Consider the following 19,856-nt stretch of genomic DNA (forward strand, 5'->3'; position numbering starts at 1 on the left):
TAGTATTGGTTCTTAATTGCACTTATTATTCTGCTGGTAACGTTATATTCTGGCATACTTTTTAGCCCCATCAAACGTTAAACTTTGCTTTAAGCTGGCCTTGGGTTTGTGTCGCTAATTCGCGATTAAACTCTTGATGAAAAACTTTGGCGATTTCAAACTCAATTTCAATCTCTGCCAAAAATGATTTATTGATGATAACCCCATCAAATTGATTTATCAGGTATTCAATATTATTGAGTTGCGAGTAACTGCAGATTAATGATGACCGGTAACGAATGTATTTGGTTTCGGTAGTTAGCTGGGTTAACCCCGATTTAATGCCGGAAGAATAAGCTCTAACCAATCCACCAACACCTAGCTTGGTTCCACCAAAATACCGAATAACAACCACGCCTATTTCACCAATATCTGAACCTTGAAGCGTTGCTAACATAGGTCTACCAGCACTGCCTGCAGGTTCACCGTCATCACTACTGCCAATAGCAATGCTGTTAGAAGGATCAGCTGCCACATACGCATAACAATAATGGTTAGCACCAGGGTATTGCGCCTTGAGGTTAGTAAGTGCACACTTAAGCGCTATTTCACTACTGCAATGAAATAGTACAGTAATGAAACGGCTATGCTTTATATCTTCTTCAATCGTTAATGTTTGATTGGGAATTAAGTATTGTTCAGTCAACCAGTCCAAGCTCTCGAGTCATATTTTCATTACGGTCTTGGTGAACAATAACATTATCTTCAATTCGAATACCGCCGAATGGTCGCAATTCATCAATCGTATTCCAATTTACTTGTGTATGGCGTTGATCGTTTTTTAGCTCCGCCAATAATGAATCAATAATGTAGATCCCAGGTTCAATGGTGAATACTTGGTTCGCTGCAATCTCACGAGTACAACGCAAAAATGGATGGCCTTCGGGAGTAGGAATATGAGTGCCACGCTCATCATGGGAAAAGCCACCCATATCATGAACTTGAAGCCCTAACATATGCCCCAACCCATGAGGGAAAAACACATTAGTTATGCCTTGTTCCACAAGACCTTGAGCATCACCCGATGCAATATCAAATTGCAGCATTAATTCAGCTAATTTGGCATGTGTGGTTAAATGAAGGTCGGTGTACTTAACACCCGGCTTCATCATATCGACAATGGCTAGCTGCATCTTATTCATTTCTACTATCAATTCGTAAAAACGGTTTTTCTCAAATGAATAAGTACGCGTAATATCTGACGCATAACCATTATAGTTAGCACCCGCATCAATTAAAAAAGACAAACGAGGCGATGGAATTTGATGCTCAAGCGCAGTGTAATGCAAAATCGCAGCATTTTGGTTTAGCGCGACAATATTGCTATAAGGCACTTCATTTTCAGTTTGGCCAATCGCAGACAAATATTGCTGCTGGATTTCAAACTCACTACCGCCATTATAAAAAGCATTTTTTGCCGCTAAATGCCCTTTTACTGCAATCTGGTTAGCACGGCGTAAACACTCCAATTCATACTGGGTTTTATCGGCTCGGTGGTAATGCAGATAATTAAGTACAGAATCAGGATTACGACGACTCATCCCCAACACTTCAGCTACATCAAGATGCTCGCCTAAATAGGCCCAGTCAGCAATATTGTTTGGCAATAACTCAGCAACCCTATCGGCTTTGGTTAATAATTTAATATCAAAATGCTCTGCCCAAAAATCAGTCGGCTCGTCACTCACTTTGTGCCAAAAATCAACGGGGCGATAAAAAATCAGCGTTGGTTTATCTATGCCATTGGCCACAATCCAACAGTTAGGATTATCTAAAATGGGCACCCAAGCCTTAAATTGTGGGTTCACTTTAAACGGGTAGCTTAAGTCATCTAAAAACTGACGATGAGCTTGGCCAGAATGTATCACTAACCCCGCGAGATTTTCGCGACTAACAATCTCGGCAACCCGACGATTTAATTCTGCAATGTGAGCATGATAAAAATTAGCTAGCTGATCCATTTTGGCTATCCCTGTGATGTTATTTTTCTTGTTTGACAACTTGTGAAGTGTATCACAAAGGACAAAATGGCCTCTAGCAGATAAATATTTAAACGGACGTTTAAATTGGGTGTTGTAATTTATTTCATTTCGTCGCACACTGTTTGGCAACTGGTCAAATGATGGCCGTCGCTGCTGTGAAACAAAGCTAGATAACAACACAGTAATTGTGATGTGGAAGTCGCTTTTAGCAAAAAGGAAGCAAGCAATGATCTACCAAAGTCCTACAATTCAAGTAGAGTTATTAGAGGATAACATTGCCAAGTTGTGCTTTAACGCACCAGGCTCGGTAAACAAATTCGATAAAGAAACTCTTTCTTCATTAGATGCAGCTCTTGAGAGCATTAAACAAGATGCTAGCATCCAAGGTTTATTACTCACATCAGGTAAAAGTACCTTTATTGTCGGTGCAGATATCACTGAGTTTCTAGGGTTATTCAAACTGGATGACGCCACATTACTTAGCTGGGTTGAACAAGCCAGTGCCGTGTTTGATAAGCTAGAAGATCTACCGTTCCCAACAGCATCTGCAGTTAACGGGTTTGCACTTGGTGGTGGTTGTGAAGCCATACTTGCTACTGATTTACGTATTGCTGACACCAATGCTCGTATTGGTTTACCAGAAACCAAACTTGGGTTAATTCCTGGCTTTGGTGGCACAGTGCGTTTACCACGTGTAATCGGTGCAGATAACGCCCTTGAGTGGATTACCACAGGTAAAGATCAACGCCCAGACGCAGCTTTGAAAGTTGGCGCCGTTGACGCCGTTGTTGCACCCGAGAATTTAGAGGCAGCAGCGCTTCAAATGCTAAAAGACGCTATTGCCGAAAAGTTAGATTGGCAGTCTCGTCGTAACCGCAAACTAAAACCACTGACCTTACCAAAAGTTGAAGCGATGATGTCATTCGCAACAGCAAAAGGCATGGTATTCAAAGTGGCAGGTAAACACTATCCTGCACCTATGATGGCTGTTAGTGTCATAGAGCAAGCTGCAACACTTGATCGCGCAGAAGCATTGAAGGTTGAAAACCAAGCCTTTATCAAGCTTGCGAAAACTGAAGTAGCCACTGCGTTAATTGGTATATTCTTAAATGACCAATTTGTTAAAGGCAAAGCAAAGAAAGCAGGCAAACTGGCTAAAAACGTCGACAGTGCGGCTGTACTTGGCGCTGGTATTATGGGCGGTGGTATTGCTTACCAAAGTGCCAGTAAAGGTACGCCTATCGTCATGAAAGATATTGCCCAACCTGCACTTGATTTAGGACTCGGCGAAGCCGCTAAATTGTTAACTGCTCRGGTTAAACGTGGCCGCTCTACTCCAGCTAAAATGGCTGCAGTATTAAACAACATCACTCCAGCTTTAGATTACGCACCAATTAAAGATGCTGACGTCGTCGTTGAAGCTGTAGTTGAACATCCAAAAGTTAAAGCGTCAGTATTAGCAGAAGTAGAAGGACACGTAGCAGACGATGCCATCATCGCCTCTAACACTTCTACAATTTCAATAAACTTACTGGCTAAAAGCATGAAGAAACCTGAACGTTTCTGTGGCATGCACTTCTTTAACCCTGTGCACAAAATGCCATTGGTTGAAGTTATTCGTGGTGAAAACAGCTCTGAAGAAACCATTGCTTCTGTCGTCGCTTACGCCAGCAAAATGGGTAAAACCCCGATTGTCGTTAATGACTGCCCAGGTTTCTTCGTTAACCGTGTGTTATTCCCTTACTTTGCAGGGTTCAGTGGCTTACTCGCTGACGGTGCTGACTTTGCCAAAGTAGATAAAGTCATGGAGAAACAGTTTGGCTGGCCAATGGGCCCTGCTTACTTGCTTGACGTTGTCGGTCTTGATACTGGACACCATGCACAAGCCGTTATGGCTGAAGGTTTCCCTGATCGCATGGGTAAAAATGGCAAAGACGCTATCGACATTATGTTTGAGAGTGAACGCTTTGGTCAGAAGAATACTAAAGGTTTCTACTCTTACTCTGTTGACCGTCGTGGTAAACCTAAGAAAGATTTGGACCCAACTAGCTATGAACTGCTTGGTAAAGAATTTGGTGAGCTTAAAGATTTCGAATCTGATGAGATTATCGCACGTTGTATGATCCCAATGGTTATCGAAACAGTTCGTTGTTTAGAAGAAGGCATTATTGCTTCTCCTGCTGAAGGCGATATGGGCTTAGTTTACGGTATTGGTTTCCCACCATTCAGAGGTGGTGTATTCCGTTACTTAGACACAATGGGTGTTGCTAATTTTGTTGCTATGGCAGATAAATTTGCGCACTTAGGTGGCCTATATCAAGTGACTGATGCAATGCGTGAGCTTGCAGCCAATAACGGCACTTACTACCCAGCAGCCTAATAAGCAGTAAAGGAATATCATCATGAAAAACGCTGTAATCGTCGACTGCATTCGTACTCCAATGGGCCGTTCAAAGGCTGGAGTATTCAGAAATGTACGTGCAGAAACCCTTTCTGCAGAACTAATGAAATCACTATTAAGCCGCAACAGCCAGCTTGACCCGAACGAGATCGAAGATGTCATTTGGGGTTGTGTGCAACAAACATTGGAGCAAGGCTTTAATATTGCACGTAATGCAGCCTTATTAGCTGGCATACCTAAAACAGCAGGAGCTGTAACGGTGAATCGTTTATGTGGTTCATCAATGGATGCGTTACATCAAGCTGCACGTGCCATCATGACTGGCCAAGGCGATACCTTTATCGTAGGTGGTGTTGAACATATGGGTCACGTACCAATGAACCACGGTGTTGACTTCCATCCAGGCCTTGCGAGCAATGTAGCTAAAGCCTCAGGCATGATGGGCTTAACAGCTGAAATGCTTGGAAAAATGCATGGCATCACCCGTGAACAGCAAGACGCTTTTGCAGTGCGTTCACACCAACGTGCACACGAAGCAACAGTTGAAGGTCGATTTGACAATGAAATTGTGCCAATTGAAGGTCATGATGCTAATGGCGCTTTGATTAAAGTAAGCCACGATGAAGTCATCCGTCCAGAAACTTCACTTGAGTCTTTATCAGGTTTACGCCCAGCTTTTGATCCAGCTAACGGAACTGTAACAGCGGGTACTTCTTCAGCCTTATCTGATGGCGCTTCCGCAATGTTAGTTATGGAAGAAGAAAAAGCCAAAGCGTTAGGTTTGCCTATTCGTGCTCGTATCCGTTCAATGGCTGTTGCTGGTTGTGATGCAGCAATCATGGGTTACGGTCCTGTTCCTGCAACTAAAAAAGCGCTTAAGCGTGCAGGTTTAACTGTAGATGATATGGATGTAATTGAGCTAAATGAAGCATTCGCAGCTCAGTCTCTTCCATGTGTTAAAGACTTAGGGCTAACCGATGTGGTTGACGAGAAAGTTAACTTAAACGGCGGTGCAATTGCATTAGGCCACCCATTAGGCTGCTCTGGTACACGTATCTCAACGACTTTAATTAACTTAATGGAAGCTAAAGATGCTAAATATGGTTTAGCAACCATGTGTATTGGTTTAGGCCAAGGTATTGCGACTATTTTTGAGCGCGTAGAAAGCTAACCTCTGCTGATATAATAATTGTGTAAAAAGCCGTACTTTGAACAGAAGTACGGCTTTTTTTATTGCAAGCACGACACGTGTTCCACGTGGAACAATGGGTACTAGTTCACGATTTACTAATAAAGCTAAGGTTAAGCCCTTGCAACAGTAACTCAGCAGAGTAAAATTAGCGCAATTATTGTTAGTCTGTCGTATATAAGAGTGGGTATGAGCGAAATATTTTCAACAGCGCAGCATCATTTAGATGCATTAGGTTTACGTTGTCCTGAACCTGTCATGATGATCCGTAAGACAGTCCGTAAAATGGCTGAAGGTGAAACATTACTTATTACCGCTGACGACCCAGCAACAACCAGAGATATTCCAAGTTTTTGTGAGTTTATGGATCACACTCTTATTGCAAGTGACACAAATCAGACACCTTATAAATATATGATCAGAAAAGGACTTTAATCATGTCTACACTACAAGCTATCGCATACAAAACGGTAAAAAAAGGCCCAATGAAGCCCGTTTTTTGCGCGAATGTGAGTTTGCTTCGTGGTGTAGAAAACGATGTCTTTGGTCGGCCAAGCAAGCGCCAAGTAACCGTAATGTCGATAGAGCAATGGAAAACGGCATGCCAAGAAATCAACGTTAATTTAGACTGGCTTACCCGTCGAGCTAATCTATTAATTGATGGTCATGAATTTAGTGCTGCCGATGTAGGTAAAACCATTTCGATTGGTGAGCACGTTTCTCTAGTTATAACTGGTGAAACCGATCCATGCGCTAAAATGGAAATAGCTCAGCCCGGTTTAGAACAAGCCTTGTCACCACACTGGCGCGGCGGAGTAACTTGCAAGGTCGTTACGGAAGGATTAATTCAAACAGAAGATCCTGTGGTTATTGCATAACGGATTCAGCTGTAATGTATTTTTGATAATTGGTACATGATCACCGCACTTAACCTGCGGTTTTCGATTTTATAAAAAACCAAAATCATATTAACCAGTTAAGTAAGCTTACTTATACTTATTCCCCTCCATTTATTCTTTATACATAATGAGTTAACTAACCGTATTCAAACATGTTTACGCAAATTCGTTTTGTTACTCTTTAAACATTTTTTACCGTTATCACCATTAATACCCCCGACTTTCTGCAAACTTATTTCAATCCAATAATCAGCTTTTTCTGTCATCAATTGAAACAGAATAAATGTTTAGTTCTTGCTTAATTTATGCGATAAATATCATCAGTTTTATAACTCGCAAACAACACTTGATTGATAAAAGTGTAACTCCGATCAATAACGATAATCATAATAATGGATTGTGCATGTTTACCTCAAAAATAAAACCATTGTATACCGCTATTGCACTTAGTCTGGCCAGTGCATCACTTGCAGTTAATGCATCAGAAGATACAGCTAAATGGCAAGTTAATGCGCCAGAAAATGCCCCGCTTGAAAAAGTAAAAATTGATGTTGCTGAAGGTACTTGGATGAACGTCAGTGTGTCTCCTGACGGAAAAACCATCGTGTTCGATTTACTTGGTGATATTTATCAAATGCCAATTTCTGGTGGAGAAGCCAAGAAAATAGTTTCAGGTATCGCTTGGCAAATGCAGCCAGTGTATAGCCCTGATGGTAAATCAATTGCCTTTACATCTGATGAAGATGGTGGTGACAACATTTGGGTAATGGATGCTGACGGTAGTAATCCACGCCCTGTTACGTCAGAAACCTTTCGTTTATTAAACAGCCCAGCATGGAGCCCAGACTCGCAATATTTAGTTGCTCGAAAGCACTTTACCGCTAGTCGTAGTTTGGGAGCCGGTGAAGTATGGATGTACCACGTTGCCGGTGGTGAAGGTGTTAAGTTAACTGAACGCCCTAATGATCAAAAAGACTTAGGCGAGCCGGCATACTCTCCTGATGGTCGCTATATCTATTTCAGCCAAGATGCTACCCCAGGCAAAACATTCCACTACTCAAAAGATTCGGTAAAGGGCATTTATAAAATTAAGCGCTACGATACTCAAACCGGTGATATTGAAGTATTAATTGAAGGCACTGGTGGCGCAATTAGACCGACTCCAAGCCCAGATGGTACCAAACTGGCTTACATTAAGCGTGACGGTTTTCAATCTACATTGTATTTATTAGATTTAAAGTCAGGTGAGCACACTAAGTTATACGACAATCTCGATCGTGATATGCAAGAAACTTGGGCAATTCATGGTGTTTACCCAACAATGTCATGGACTCAAGATAATGAAGAAATCGTATTCTGGGCTAAAGGTAAAATCAATAAACTGAGCATTGATGATAAGGAAGTAAAGAATATTCCTTTTACGGTCAAAACTGAATTAGATGTTCAGCCTTCAGTTCGTTTTACACAAAACTTAGACCAAGACAATTTCGACGTAAAAATGTTACGAATGGCTCAAGTTTCTCCTAATGGTGAAAAAGTGGTGTTCGAAGCTTTAGGGAAATTGTGGATCCGTGATATTGAAGACGGTAAACAAAAACGCTTAACTCGCCTAGACGACGATATTAATGAGTTATTCCCGCAGTGGTCAAGAGACGGCAAAAATATCGTGTTTACCACTTGGAATGATCAAGACCAAGGAACGGTGAGCATTGTCAGCGCAAAAGGCGGAAGAAGTAAAACACTGACAAAAGAGCCTGGTAAGTATGTTGAACCGACCTTTTCTCCTGATGGTAAAGTCGTTGTGTACCGCAAAGCTAAAGGTGGTTATGTCACGCCTCGTACTTGGTCTCAAGAGCCTGGCTTGTATAAAGTCGACTTAAAGAAAAAGAACAATGTTAAAATCACAGCTAATGGGTACCAACCACAATTTGGCAGTGATAATAATCGTGTATTCTTTATGGATCATGGTGAAACACCTGAATTCGCATCAATCAGCTTAGATGGTTTCGAAAAACGTACCCATTACACCAGTGAGCATGCAACAGAATTTAGAGTATCGCCTAACGGCGAACACTTAGCATTTGCAGAACGTTTTCGTGTATATGTCACCCCTTTTGCAAAACACGGTGAAACAGTACGTATTAGCCCTAAAGCGACTAACTTACCTGTCACACAACTTAGTGCTCGGGCTGGTGAAAGTATCAGTTGGAACGCAGATAATAGTGAACTTTATTGGACTCTTGGCCCTGAACTTTATCAAGCAAAAGTCGATACCCAATACGCCAAAACTGATGATGAAAGCAAACCAACAGTAACCTCAATTGGTTTCACTCAAAAAGCAGATGTTCCACGTGGAACAGTCGCTTTTGTCGGTGGCAAAATTATCACTATGGAAAATGACGAAGTCATAGACAATGGCGTTGTTATCGTTAAAGACAACAAAATTGTGACTGTTGGTGATGCAAAGACAAATATTCCAAGTGGCGCTCAAGTGATCGATATTAAGGGCAAAACATTAATGCCTGGCTTATTTGATGCTCACGCTCACGGTTCTCAAGCTGATGATGAAATCATTCCACAACAAAACTGGCAACTTTACTCAGGTCTTTCGCTAGGTGTCACCGCAATACATGACCCATCGAATGACACAACAGAAATATTTGCTGCATCAGAACAACAAAAAGCAGGCAATATTGTAGGGCCACGAATTTTCTCTACGGGTACTATTTTATATGGTGCAAATGCACCAGGTTATACCTCACACGTAGACTCGTTAGATGATGCGAAATTTCATTTAGAGCGTCTGAAAAAAGTCGGCGCTTTCAGTGTTAAAAGCTATAACCAACCTCGTCGTAATCAACGTCAGCAAGTAATCCAAGCTGCACGTGAATTAGAAATGATGGTGGTGCCTGAAGGCGGTAGTTTATTACAGCATAACTTATCGATGATTGCTGATGGTCACACAACGATTGAACATTCATTACCAACAGGTTCAATTTACAGTGACATCAAGCAATTCTGGGGGCAAACAGAAGTGGCTTATACCCCAACACTTGTTGTTGCTTACGGCGGAATATCAGGTGAACATTACTGGTATGACAAAACTGACGTATGGGCTCATCCCCGTCTAAGTATGTATGTACCTAGTGATATTTTGAATGCTCGTTCTATGCGACGCACCAAGGCACCAGATGCGCATTACAATCATTTCAATGTTGCTCGCGTAGCAAATGAGCTAAATGATATTGGTATCCAGCCAAATATTGGAGCACACGGTCAACGCGAAGGTTTAGCTGCACATTGGGAAATGTGGATGTTCGCTCAAGGCGGTATGAGCAATATGGATGTACTTAAAACAGCAACCATCAACCCTGCCAAAACCTTTGGAATGGATCATCAACTTGGTTCGATTAAAGCCGGTAAATTGGCAGATATCATCGTTATTGATGGCGACCCTTTAACCGACATTAGAGTTACAGACAAAGTCACTTATACCATGGCGAATGGCAAGCTTTACAACTCAGAAACCATGAACCTGTTAAATGGTGATGAACAAGAACGTAAACCGTTTTTCTTTGAAGACACAAAGTAAGTACGTTATGTCATAAAAAAAGGGATGTTCCACGTGGAACATCCCTTTTTAATTTCGGCAATAACAACAATTAATTATTTTCCATAACGAAAACAATCTGTTGTATGGTCGTTGACCATTCCTACCGCTTGCATGAAAGCATAACAAATTGTTGGGCCAACAAAGTTAAAGCCTAATTTTTTTAATGCTTTTGACATTGCTTCTGATTCTGGCGTTTGCGCAGGCACGTCTGACATAGAGCTAAAATGATTCACTTTAGGTTGTCCACCGACAAAGTCCCAAAGGAATGTTGAAAAGTCATTCCCGGATTCGACGAAAGCTAAATAGGCTTTAGCATTTCGAATAATTGAATTTACTTTTAAACGATTTCTAACAATTCCTGGATTTAACAGCAGTTGTTCTACTTTCTCGTCGTCAAAAGTAGCAATAATCTTAGGGTCAAAATTGGCAAATAATGCTTGGTAATTATGCTGTTTTTTTAAAATAGTGATCCAAGATAACCCTGCCTGTTGACCATCAAGACATAGCTTTTCAAAAAGCTCAATAGGATCATAAACAGGCCTTCCCCAAACATTGTCGTGATAGTCAACATAAAGCGGATCATCACTCAACCAAGCACAACGTTTTAAATCCATTTATAAGGCCCTTTTAAATTTTTAATCTCTACGTTAAAAAATAACCTACATATGCCTTAATCTACAAGGTATAATCAAAACCATTTTCTATTTTTAGCCTCAACCAGTAGATAAGCGGACATGACGACGAAACACGACGTAAAGACATTCCAGGGCTTCATTATGACCCTGCAGGAATACTGGGCGCAGCAAGGTTGCGCAATCGTTCAACCATTGGACATGGAAGTGGGTGCCGGAACATTCCACCCAATGACATTTTTACGTTCATTAGGCCCAGAGCCAATGAGCAGTGCTTATGTGCAACCATGTCGCCGACCTACCGATGGCCGTTACGGTGAAAACCCTAACCGTCTGCAGCATTATTACCAATACCAAGTCGTGCTAAAGCCTTCTCCGAGTAATATCCAAGAATTATACCTTGGCTCTTTAGAAGCTCTTGGCGTTGATATGGGCGTTCATGACGTTCGTTTTGTTGAAGATAACTGGGAATCACCGACTCTTGGTGCTTGGGGCCTTGGTTGGGAAGTATGGCTAAACGGCATGGAAGTATCACAATTTACTTATTTCCAGCAAGTAGGTGGCCTAGAGTGTAAACCTGTAACGGGCGAAATTACTTACGGTTTAGAACGTCTAGCAATGTACATTCAAGAAGTAGACAGTGTTTACGATCTTGTTTGGACTGAYGGCCCTATGGGCAAAGTCATGTACGGCGATATCTTCCACCAAAATGAAGTTGAACAATCTACATATAACTTCGAACATGCTGATGTTGAAGTCTTATTTAAACAGTTTGAAGATTGTGAAGCGGCTTGCCAGAAATTATTAGCACTAGAAAAGCCACTACCGCTACCTGCTTATGAACAAGTGATGAAGGCCTCACACGCATTTAACTTACTTGATGCTCGCCACGCTATCTCAGTAACTGAACGCCAACGTTATATTTTGCGTGTTCGTACTATGGCTAAAGGTGTTGCAGAATCTTATTACCAAGCACGTGAAGCGCTTGGTTTCCCAATGTGTAAGTAGAGGTAGAAAAATGAACGTTAAAAACTTACTCATTGAAGTGGGTACAGAAGAATTACCACCAAAGGCATTACGTAAATTAGCTGAATCATTTCTCGCTAATTTCACCGAAGAACTGACCAAGGCAGAGTTAGCATTTACCAATGCAACTTGGTATGCAGCCCCTCGCCGTTTGGCAATTAGTGTTGAACAACTTGCTGTTGCTCAAGCTGACAAAGTGGTTGAGAAACGCGGACCTGCCGTCGCTCAAGCATTTGATGCTGAAGGTAACCCAACGAAAGCCGCTATGGGCTGGGCTCGTGGTAACGGCATTACTGTTGAACAAGCTGACCGTCTTAAAACAGACAAAGGCGAATGGTTATTACACCAAGCTAAAGTGGTTGGTGTTGAAACCAAGTCTTTAATTGCTGCAATGGCACAAAAGTCATTAGATAAATTACCTATCCCTAAGCCAATGCGTTGGGGTAGTAATACAACACAATTTATCCGCCCAGTTCATACTGTCACCATGCTGTTAGGTGATGAACTCGTTCCTGGTGAATTGTTAGGTATCGAATCAGCTCGCACTATTCGTGGTCATCGTTTCATGGGTGTTGATACTTTTGAGCTAGAACACGCTGATAACTACCTCTCGCAATTAGAAACTGAAGGTAAAGTCTTAGCTGATTACCAACGTCGTAAGGATATCATCAAGCTAAATGCTGAAGCTGCCGCAAAAGAGATTGGTGGTATTGCTGAGCTTGAAGATGATTTACTTGAAGAAGTCACTGCATTGGTTGAATGGCCTGTTGTGTTAACAGCAAGCTTTGAAGAAAAATTCTTAGATGTCCCAGCTGAAGCCTTGGTTTACACCATGAAAGGCGACCAGAAATACTTCCCAGTATTTGATGATGCAGGTCAGTTGTTGCCTAACTTTATCTTCGTAACGAACATCGAATCTAAAGATCCTCAGCAGATTATTTCAGGTAACGAAAAAGTAGTTCGTCCTCGCCTTGCTGATGCAGAGTTCTTCTTTGAAACAGATAAAAAAGAGTCATTAGAAACGCGTTTAGCCAGCTTAGAGTCTGTTGTTTTCCAAAAACAGTTGGGCACGATTAAAGCCCGTGTTGAGCGTATTTCTGCAATGGCTGGCTACATTGCCAATAGCATAGGTGCAAACAGTGAAGAGGCTGCTCGCGCAGGTCTACTGTCAAAGTCTGACTTGATGACGAACATGGTAATGGAGTTTACCGACCTTCAAGGCACTATGGGTATGCATTACGCCCGCTTAGATGGCGAAACAGAAGCTGTCGCAGTTGCCTTGGCAGAGCAATACAAGCCTAAGTTCTCTGGCGATACTGTACCAACGGCACCGATTTCAATCTGTGTTGCGCTGGCAGAAAAGCTAGATACGCTAGTCGGTATTTTTGGTATTGGTCAAGCACCAAAAGGCGCAGCGGATCCATTTGCACTTCGTCGTGCTGCTATTGGTATTTTACGTCTTTGCTTAGAGAACAACTTACCGTTAGATTTAGTTGACTTGATTGCTAAAGCTAAAGAGTTACACGGTGAAAACCTCACTAATGACAAGGTATCAGAGCAAGTTCTTGAGTTCTTTATGGGCCGTTTCCGTGCATGGTATCAAGATCAAGGCGTGGGTGTTGACGTGATCCTAGCTGTTCTCGCACGTAAACCAACCGCACCGGCAGATTTTGAAAGTCGCATCAAAGCTGTGGCTCACTTTAGAACCCTAGAGCAAGCCTCAGCGCTTGCGGCAGCGAACAAGCGTGTATCGAATATCTTGGCTAAGGTTGAAGGAGAAATCCCAACCAATATCGATTCAAGCCTATTAGTCGAAAGTGCTGAAAAAGCATTAGCAGATAAACTGACTGAGCTTCAGCCACAGCTGGCACCATTATTTGCAGCAGCAAACTACCAAGAAGCACTCGCATTATTAGCGAGCCTACGTGAAAGCGTTGATACCTTCTTCGAAGATGTAATGGTTATGGCAGATGATGCAGCACTTAAGAATAACCGTTTAGCACTTCTTAATAGTCTACGTGAGCAATTCTTACATGCCGCTGATATTTCATTATTACAATAATGATATCTGAGTCATCACAAAAAAACGCGCCTTAAGGCGCGTTTTTTATGGCTAACGTCAGTGTAGATTAAACGAAAATCCAACTAAAGTTACATTATAGAGTGATTAACTTTTGATGCAGTAACTCAAACTCATCATGGCTAATAGCGACTTGAGAAAGCAACTGTGCCTGCGCCTGCTCTGTCAACTTATCCGCCTGTTTAAGCATCGAACATTCACTAATGATATTGGCACGCCATATAATCAAAGCCATGCTATCTGTTGGTTTGTGATGACAGTTAGCCAATTGGGTTAACGGCACTTCAAATTCAGCGGGCAATTGCCAATATTTAACAAGCAATGCGCTGAGTCCTAATGACTTGGTCGTCATGACTTGTTTGAACAATACCGAACTAGGCTGCTCACCAGGTTCAGCTTGTCGAAACGCTTCAATCATCATTTTAAAAATGGCTATTTTGCCAACATCATGTAGTAAGCCTAAAAAGAATGCCGTATCGCCATCATGTTCTGCAAGTTCATTAGCCAAAAATGCAACCTGCATAGAGTGGCGCCAAATTTCAGCGCCAAAGCGTCTGAAATAAATAGGCTTAATGTTAATCATTTCCTTCATTAAGCTTGTTCGTACAAATAGTTGTAATTGGCTTAAACCAATCTGCACAACAGCTTGTTGCAAGCTGGTGATTTGCTTATCAGAACGTTTGAAAGCACTCGAATTACACAGCTTCAATACTTCAATACTCAATACCGGATCTTGCTCTATCAGCAGAAGCAAAGACTTGGTATCGACATCTGATTGGGCTATTTGTCTGTCCACTTCTGATAATCGACTAGGCAGTTTAAGCACCTTTTCAGCAATCGCTTGCGGCGCTGTAAAAGCCTGTTCAATTTTAGCCAGCACACTGCGCTCTAAGTCATTTGCCATTGCACCAGTATCTTGGCTACTTGATGGAAATAACAAACTATAAAACAGTGCACCAGCATCAAGAACACTTGTCGGCACGGTAACGGAGGCTTGCTCAGAAGTTTGCTGAGGACGAGCTTGTTTTGGCCTAGACGCAACTTGGGCATTAGCTGAACGTTTTAATAATACAGATTGTTGACTGTCTAATGATTTAGCCGCATTGACCTCTTGGGTCGGACGAACATTAAACAACTTATAAAATAGCTTTTTAAACATAACAAAATACCACTTAGACAGGTAACAGCATTGGAAAAAGCAGATTTAAAAGGGTTAAAACTAAAAATGGGTGCCACTTGGCACCCATTTAATTTAACACAGACGCATTATACGTCTAGGTTAGCAACGTTTAATGCGTTGGTTTCAATAAAGTCACGACGAGGCTCAACTTGATCGCCCATCAAGGTCGTAAATAATTGATCCGCACCGACAGCATCTTCAATAGTCACTCGTAGCATACGACGAGTTTCAGGATCCATTGTGGTTTCCCACAACTGCTCAGGGTTCATCTCACCCAATCCTTTATAACGTTGAATGTATAAACCACGTTTCGCTTCAGACATCGTCCAATCAAGCGCTTCAATGAAGCTCTCAACTTCTTTCATGCGTTCGCCACGCTTGATGTAACCACCTTCTTCAATCATACCGTCTAACGCTTTGCCTAATTTGGCAATAAGTGCGTAATCGTTAGATTGGAAGAAGTCGTAACTAAATAGGTAGTTAGTATCAATACCATGCTTACGGATCGTTAAGCTCGGTAAGTAAACTTGACGTTCTGGATCTAATACAGGTTCAATGCTGTAAATCACACCGTCAGATTCAATTTCAATTAAGTCAGCGACGAATGCATCACACCACTGCTTCATTTGCCCTTCATCAGCAAGCATTTCATTACTAATGCCAGGATGATGGATCATACGATTGGTAATTGACTCAGGGTAGCGCTTAGCAAGACGCTCAATAATCGTTTCAACTTCACGGTACTGACTTACTAAACGCTCTAATGGTTCACCAGACATACCTGGCGCACCTGGCGCTGGATAAATATGAGTACCATCTAACGCTTGAGTCGTTAAATATTCTGTCAACGCAGGTTCATCTTTCAGGTATTGCTCTTGCTTACCTTTTTTCACTTTGAATAAAGGTGGTTGAGCAATGTAAATGTAACCACGCTCAATAAGCTCAGGCATTTGACGGAAGAAGAAGGTCAACAACAGCGTACGAATGTGCGAGCCGTCGACGTCAGCATCGGTCATGATGATGATGTTATGGTAGCGTGTTTTCTCAGGGTCGTAATCGTCACGGCCAATACCACAACCTAATGCAGTAATCAGTGTGGCAACTTCCTGTGAAGATAACATTTTATCAAAGCGCGCTTTTTCAACGTTTAAGATTTTACCTTTAAGTGGAAGAATCGCTTGGTTTTTACGGTTACGTCCCTGCTTGGCTGAACCGCCAGCAGAGTCCCCTTCCACTATGTATATTTCAGAAAGACCAGGGTCTTTCTCTTGGCAATCTGCAAGTTTACCTGGCAGGCCACCTAAATCTAATGCGCCTTTACGACGAGTCATTTCACGGGCTTTACGAGCGGCTTCACGAGCTCGCGCTGCATCAACGATTTTGCCTACAATTAACTTAGCATCGACTGGATTTTCTAATAGGTAGTCATTTAACTGCTCACCCATTGTTTGTTCTACCGCGCCTTTCACTTCACTAGAAACCAACTTGTCTTTGGTTTGCGAGCTAAATTTAGGATCTGGCACTTTAACTGAAATAACCGCAGTTAAACCTTCACGAGCATCGTCACCCGTAGCATTGGTTTTGCCTTTTTTATTGAAGCCTTCTCGCTCCATGTAGTTATTTAAGTTACGTGTTAATGCACCACGGAAACCCGCTAAGTGAGTACCACCATCACGTTGTGGAATGTTGTTTGTGAAACAGAAAATGCTTTCTTGGTAACCATCGTTCCATTGCATTGCCACTTCAACAGTAATGCCATCTTCACGCTCTTGGGTGAAATGGAAAACATCTTTGTTGATTGGGGTTTTGTTACGGTTTAGGTAATCAACGAATGCGCTGATACCACCATCGTATTTGAAGAACTCATTTCGCTCATCGCGTTCATCAACAAGACGAATACCAACACCTGAGTTTAAGAATGATAATTCACGCACACGTTTGGCAAGAATATCAAAATGGAACAGGGTATCAGAGAAGGTTTCTGGGCTAGGCCAAAAACGGATAGAGGTACCCGTTTTATCTGAATCACCGACAGGTGTGATAGGAGTTTCAGGTACGCCCATTGTATAAAACTGTTCGTAAACCTTACCATTACGACGAATGGTCATTTGCAGTTTTTCAGACAGTGCGTTTACTACCGACACACCTACACCGTGCAAGCCGCCTGATACTTTATAAGAGTTATCATCAAACTTACCACCGGCATGAAGTACGGTCATAATAACTTCAGCAGCAGAAACACCCTCTTCTTCATGAACCTCAACAGGAATACCACGGCCATCATCCTGTACTGACACAGAGCCATCAGCATGAATGGTAATAGTAATGTCATTACAGTGGCCAGCTAAGGCTTCATCGATAGAGTTATCGACCACTTCGAATACCATGTGATGAAGACCTGTACCATCGTCTGTATCACCGATGTACATCCCTGGTCTCTTACGAACTGCATCAAGGCCTTTTAATACCTTAATACTCGAAGAATCATAACTATTCTCTGACATATTTCTCTCTCGTTTTTATTCAACTACCGTGACTTGCCCATGTTCCACATGAAACATCTTACTTGGCGGGCTTGCCAGCGAATCGACTATTGCTACAGGATCAATCGCTGTGACAAAAATTTGTGCACCGGTTTCGGTTAACTGTTTTAGCAATAGTTGCCTATGTTGTGCATCCAACTCAGATGGAAGATCATCCACAAGGTAAATACTATGCTTGTTCTGTTGTTCTTGAAGCAACTTGCCTTGTGCAATGCGCAGTGCACAGACTAATAATTTTAACTGTCCTCGGGATAATGCATCCTGCACAGGTAAGTTGCCTACACGCAATCTCAAGTCCGCTTTATGCGGTCCACTACCCGTATTTCCCGAAGATAAATCTCTGTGATATTGAGTTTCGAGTAACTCAGCAAAATCCGTTTTGCTATCCCAGCCACGAGTAAAAGAAACCTTTATATCAACTCGTGGTAAAAACTCTCCGATTATACCCTTAAGTAGCTCATTTAACGAGTCTACATATTGATTTCGTATCGAAGTAACTTGTTCAGCATACCGCACCAATTCCTTATCCCAAAATTGAATTGTTGCATAAGAAGAACCATCTCTAAGGAGTTGATTTCTTTGCTTTAAAATCCGTCTTGTATTCACCCATGCTTGATAGAAACTCGCATCAGAGTGAAACGCGCCCCAATCGATAAATTGTCGACGTGCTTTTGGCCCTTCAAAAAGTAATGAAAAACTTTCTGGCGTGATAACTTGAATCGGTAAAGTTTCTGCCAAAACAGATAAACGCTTCACTTTATCGCCATCTAATTTGACATCAATATCGCCATTGCGAAATCGCCTTAAGCCTAATTTCGCCTCACCGGTTTGCATCTCAAGTTGTGCAAATAAAGTAAGGTTATCCTGTTCAATATTGATCACTCTTTGGGATAAGTGACTACGAAACGAACGCCCCATGCCTAAAAAATAAATCGCCTCCAATATACTGGTTTTTCCACTGCCGTTTTCTCCATAAATCAAGTTTAATCCTGATTCAGGTTGCAATGACGCAGAAAGGATATTGCGAAAGTTGGCAATATTAAGACGGGCTAAACTCATGGGTGCTAATTTCTCAAACCTATGGTGATGCAGTAAAACTAAAAAAGGTGCCTTAATCTAGCACCTTTTTGGGTTCTAAAACGTCGTGAAACGTTATCTTACATTATAAACGCATAGGCATAACCACATACATTGAATCTTCTTCGACGTGGTTTTCTATTAATGCGCTTGAGTTTCCATCAATCAGCGTGATTCTGACATCATCACTGGCTAAATTGTTCAATACATCGAGTAAATAACTCACGTTAAATCCTATTTCTAGGTTGTCAGCATTGTATTCAACATCAATGATCTCTTCCGCTTCTTCTTGCTCTGGGTTATTCGCAGTTATACGTAATAATCCTGGTTCAAGCTGAATACGCACGCCACGAAACTTTTCATTGGATAAAATCGATGCACGTGTGAGCGCTTGTTTTAAATGATTACGGCTCGCCACCACAATTTTATCGCCGCCTTTTGGTAATACTCGGCGGTAATCAGGAAAACGTCCATCAACAAGCTTACTGGTAAATACAGCATTTTGCGTTGTTGCACGAATGGCGCTATCACCAATAGCAATGGTAATTTCACTGTCCTCACTTTCAAGTAAGCGAGACATTTCAACCACACCTTTACGTGGCACGATGACTTGCTTTTCAGGAAGGCTAATGTCGATATTACGATGACTTAATGCTAGACGGTGTCCATCTGTCGCAATCGCTTTTAACGAGTTACCCGCAGTTTCAAAAAGTAAGCCATTTAAATAGTATCGAACATCTTGGTTCGCCATTGAGAACTGGGTCGAATCAATAATCGACTTCAATGTACCTTGTTTAAGACTAAACTCGATATCGGCTTCAAAGGCTTCAACATTGGGGTAATCACTTGCAGGTAAAGTCGCCAGTGAAAAACGACTACGACCAGAACGTAATAGCCACTTGTTATCTTGCTGCTCAATTTTGATTTCGACTTGTTCAGGAAGTGACTTGACGATATCGAGTAGCTTTTTAGCTGGCACGGTTGTTCGGCCAGTTTCAACTTCACCTTGAATGGCCGCTTGGCCAACAAGTTCTACTTCTAAATCAGTACCTGTAAGCTTAAGTGAGGACTCACTAACTTCGACAAGTAAATTTGATAAAATAGGTAAGTTGTGGCGTCTTTCTACTGCACCACACACTAATTGAAGTGGTTTTAATAGGGCATCCCTATCAATTGAAAATTTCATTCGTCTCAA

Annotated in this window: 14 protein-coding genes; 7 read left to right on the forward strand and 7 right to left on the reverse strand. The window is 41.8% G+C overall.

The window, feature by feature from the left end:
• Positions 1-70: 70 nt before the first annotated feature.
• Both A9267_RS07570 and pepQ read right to left on the reverse strand, forming a co-directional pair.
• On the reverse strand, positions 71-685 hold the full coding sequence (locus A9267_RS07570) for a YigZ family protein (RefSeq protein ID WP_065108797.1): 615 nt from the start codon (positions 683-685) through the stop codon (positions 71-73).
• A complete protein-coding gene (gene pepQ / locus A9267_RS07575; protein WP_065108798.1) occupies positions 678-2,000 on the reverse strand; it encodes a Xaa-Pro dipeptidase in 1,323 nt (440 codons plus the stop codon). The genes A9267_RS07570 and pepQ overlap by 8 nt, the downstream gene beginning before the upstream one ends.
• Positions 2,001-2,247: 247 nt before the next feature.
• On the opposite strand from pepQ, the gene fadB reads away from it, so the two are divergent.
• The 5 genes from fadB (at position 2,248) to A9267_RS07600 (ending at position 10,102) form a co-directional block, all read left to right on the forward strand.
• Positions 2,248-4,401, forward strand: a complete 2,154-nt coding sequence (gene fadB, locus A9267_RS07580) for a fatty acid oxidation complex subunit alpha FadB (protein ID WP_065108799.1) — start codon at positions 2,248-2,250, stop codon at positions 4,399-4,401.
• A 22-nt stretch (positions 4,402-4,423) separates the two neighbouring features.
• Complete coding sequence (gene fadA / locus A9267_RS07585; RefSeq protein ID WP_065108800.1) at positions 4,424-5,593, forward strand: acetyl-CoA C-acyltransferase FadA; 1,170 nt, start codon at positions 4,424-4,426, stop codon at positions 5,591-5,593.
• Positions 5,594-5,800: 207 nt separating this feature from the next.
• A complete protein-coding gene (gene tusA / locus A9267_RS07590) occupies positions 5,801-6,046 on the forward strand; it encodes a sulfurtransferase TusA (protein ID WP_055025486.1) in 246 nt (81 codons plus the stop codon).
• Positions 6,047-6,048: 2 nt separating this feature from the next.
• Positions 6,049-6,489: an MOSC domain-containing protein gene (locus A9267_RS07595; RefSeq protein WP_055025485.1), complete on the forward strand. Its 441-nt coding sequence runs from the start codon at positions 6,049-6,051 to the stop codon at positions 6,487-6,489.
• A gap of 424 nt (positions 6,490-6,913) precedes the next feature.
• Positions 6,914-10,102, forward strand: a complete 3,189-nt coding sequence (locus A9267_RS07600; protein WP_065108801.1) for an amidohydrolase family protein — start codon at positions 6,914-6,916, stop codon at positions 10,100-10,102.
• A 74-nt stretch (positions 10,103-10,176) separates the two neighbouring features.
• Here A9267_RS07600 and A9267_RS07605 read toward each other — a convergent pair whose 3' ends face one another.
• Entirely contained in the window at positions 10,177-10,737 is a 561-nt protein-coding gene (locus tag A9267_RS07605) for a DNA-3-methyladenine glycosylase I (RefSeq protein WP_065108802.1), read from the reverse strand.
• Between the two features lie 120 nt (positions 10,738-10,857).
• Here A9267_RS07605 and glyQ point away from each other — a divergent pair, with 120 nt between their 5' ends.
• Positions 10,858-11,763 carry a glycine--tRNA ligase subunit alpha gene (gene glyQ / locus A9267_RS07610; protein WP_055025482.1) on the forward strand — a complete coding sequence of 302 codons (906 nt, stop codon included), beginning with the start codon at positions 10,858-10,860 and terminating at the stop codon, positions 11,761-11,763.
• A gap of 10 nt (positions 11,764-11,773) precedes the next feature.
• Complete coding sequence (gene glyS / locus A9267_RS07615) at positions 11,774-13,843, forward strand: glycine--tRNA ligase subunit beta (protein WP_065108803.1); 2,070 nt, start codon at positions 11,774-11,776, stop codon at positions 13,841-13,843.
• Between the two features lie 94 nt (positions 13,844-13,937).
• Here glyS and A9267_RS07620 read toward each other — a convergent pair whose 3' ends face one another.
• The 4 genes from A9267_RS07620 to dnaN all read right to left on the reverse strand — a co-directional run bounded on the left by A9267_RS07620 (position 13,938) and on the right by dnaN (position 19,847).
• On the reverse strand, positions 13,938-15,020 hold the full coding sequence (locus A9267_RS07620) for an HDOD domain-containing protein (protein WP_065108804.1): 1,083 nt from the start codon (positions 15,018-15,020) through the stop codon (positions 13,938-13,940).
• 107 nt (positions 15,021-15,127) lie between these two features.
• Entirely contained in the window at positions 15,128-17,545 is a 2,418-nt protein-coding gene (gyrB, locus tag A9267_RS07625) for a DNA topoisomerase (ATP-hydrolyzing) subunit B (protein ID WP_065108805.1), read from the reverse strand.
• Between the two features lie 15 nt (positions 17,546-17,560).
• Positions 17,561-18,643: a DNA replication/repair protein RecF gene (gene recF / locus A9267_RS07630; protein WP_065108806.1), complete on the reverse strand. Its 1,083-nt coding sequence runs from the start codon at positions 18,641-18,643 to the stop codon at positions 17,561-17,563.
• A gap of 103 nt (positions 18,644-18,746) precedes the next feature.
• Positions 18,747-19,847 carry a DNA polymerase III subunit beta gene (dnaN, locus tag A9267_RS07635; RefSeq protein WP_055025477.1) on the reverse strand — a complete coding sequence of 367 codons (1,101 nt, stop codon included), beginning with the start codon at positions 19,845-19,847 and terminating at the stop codon, positions 18,747-18,749.
• Positions 19,848-19,856: the final 9 nt, after the last annotated feature.

The organism is Shewanella sp. UCD-FRSSP16_17 (assembly GCF_001675935.1).
Lineage (GTDB): Bacteria > Pseudomonadota > Gammaproteobacteria > Enterobacterales > Shewanellaceae > Shewanella > Shewanella japonica.

Bases quoted from the DNA above. Each gene is read 5' to 3' on its own strand.
- A9267_RS07595 (WP_055025485.1), top strand. From the start codon at position 6,049: ATGTCTACACTACAAGCTATCGCATACAAAACGGTAAAAAAAGGCCCA.
- A9267_RS07600 (WP_065108801.1), top strand. From the start codon at position 6,914: ATGTTTACCTCAAAAATAAAACCATTGTATACCGCTATTGCACTTAGT.
- A9267_RS07620 (WP_065108804.1), bottom strand. From the start codon at position 15,020: ATGTTTAAAAAGCTATTTTATAAGTTGTTTAATGTTCGTCCGACCCAA.
- glyS (WP_065108803.1), top strand. From the start codon at position 11,774: ATGAACGTTAAAAACTTACTCATTGAAGTGGGTACAGAAGAATTACCA.
- gyrB (WP_065108805.1), bottom strand. From the start codon at position 17,545: ATGTCAGAGAATAGTTATGATTCTTCGAGTATTAAGGTATTAAAAGGC.
- pepQ (WP_065108798.1), bottom strand. From the start codon at position 2,000: ATGGATCAGCTAGCTAATTTTTATCATGCTCACATTGCAGAATTAAAT.
- dnaN (WP_055025477.1), bottom strand. From the start codon at position 19,847: ATGAAATTTTCAATTGATAGGGATGCCCTATTAAAACCACTTCAATTA.
- recF (WP_065108806.1), bottom strand. From the start codon at position 18,643: ATGAGTTTAGCCCGTCTTAATATTGCCAACTTTCGCAATATCCTTTCT.
- A9267_RS07605 (WP_065108802.1), bottom strand. From the start codon at position 10,737: ATGGATTTAAAACGTTGTGCTTGGTTGAGTGATGATCCGCTTTATGTT.
- fadA (WP_065108800.1), top strand. From the start codon at position 4,424: ATGAAAAACGCTGTAATCGTCGACTGCATTCGTACTCCAATGGGCCGT.
- tusA (WP_055025486.1), top strand. From the start codon at position 5,801: ATGAGCGAAATATTTTCAACAGCGCAGCATCATTTAGATGCATTAGGT.